Annotated in this window: 1 protein-coding gene; it reads left to right on the forward strand. The window is 70.1% G+C overall.

The window, feature by feature from the left end:
- Positions 1-116: 116 nt before the first annotated feature.
- On the forward strand, positions 117-1,436 hold the full coding sequence (locus tag RR49_RS00100) for an ISL3 family transposase (protein WP_425411851.1): 1,320 nt from the start codon (positions 117-119) through the stop codon (positions 1,434-1,436).
- Positions 1,437-1,460: the final 24 nt, after the last annotated feature.

A 1,460-nucleotide genomic window follows, 5' to 3' on the forward strand; every position in this document is an offset into this window, starting at 1 on the left:
CCGGCTCTTCGGACATTCGGTGGGGGTGAGGCTTGCCGGGTGGGGTTCGGCGGGTAGGGGTCGAGGTCCCCGAGGATCAGTAGCGCTAACTGTCTGATCTTCACGAGGACCTCGACGTGCTTCACCCTACTTCGGGGTGCGCTTCCGCGCGCTCTGCCGCTGATCCGTGTTCCCGCTGCGACGTTCTGCTGGGTCTTCCCGATGTCCATGTCGAGCGCGTCGACCGTCGCGACGGGCTGCTGGTGGTGACGGTCTCGACGCCAGCGGCGCCGACCGGCTGCCCCTCGTGTGGGGTCGTCGCGACCGGCCGCGGACGCCGTCGACGGGTGCTTCATGATGTGCCCGCGACGACGCGGGTGCGGATCGTATGGCGGCAGCGGGTCTGGCGGTGCGACGAGGTGGGATGCGCGCGGCGGACGTTCGTGGAGCAGCTCCCGGGTCTGGTCGCCCGGCGCGGGTCGATCACCACGCGCGCCGTCGGCTGGGCGATCGGGCAGCTGCGCCGCGAGCACGCCACCGTGCACGGTATCGCCCGTCAGCTCGGCACGTCGTGGAAGACGGTGTGGCGCGCTGTCGAGCCTGAGTTGGAGCGGCTCGCGGCCGACGAGTCCCGATTCGAGAACGTCACCACGCTCGGTGTCGATGAGCACATCTGGCATCACGTCGACCCCCGCAAGCGCGGTCCGAAGGAGCTTACCGGGATGGTCGATCTGAGCCGCGACGCGGACGGGAAGACGCGGGCCAGGCTGCTCGACCTGGTGCCGGGCCGCTCCGGGAAGGCCTACGCGTCCTGGCTCGCCGAACGCGGCGAAGCGTTCCGGCAGAACGTGAAAGTCGCGGCTCTTGACCCGTTCGCCGGCTACAAGACCGCGATCGACGACCAGCTCGAAGACGCCACGGCCGTGCTGGACGCATTCCACGTCGTCAAGCTCGGCACCGCCGCCGTCGACGAGGTCCGCCGCCGCGTCCAGCAGGACACCCTCGGGCATCGCGGTCGGACCGGCGACCCGCTCTACGGGATCCAGACCATCCTCCGCGCCGGCGCCGAGAACCTCACCGAGAAGCAGCGGACCAGGCTCGCGGCAGCGATCGAGGCCGACCCCGCGCACGACGAGGTGTTCGTCGCATGGCAGTGCGCCCAGCAACTGCGTTCCGCCTACCACCAGAAGGACCTCGCCGAGGGCCGCCAGATCGCGGAGAAGGTCGTCGACACATTCCACACCTGCCCGATCCCCGAGATCGCCCGCCTCGGCCGCACCCTCCGCCGCTGGCGAGCCGCGTTCCTGGCCTACTTCACGACCGGACGATCATCGAACGGCGGCACTGAGGCCGTGAACGGGATCATCGAGCTGCACCGCCGCCTCGCCCGCGGCTTCCGCAACCGCGACAACTACCGGCTCCGCATGCTCCTCGCCGCCGGCGGACTCACCCCATGACCCCCACCGAATGTCCGAAGAGCC

Source organism: Microbacterium ginsengisoli (genome assembly GCF_000956535.1).
GTDB classification, from domain to species: Bacteria; Actinomycetota; Actinomycetes; order Actinomycetales; family Microbacteriaceae; genus Microbacterium; species Microbacterium ginsengisoli.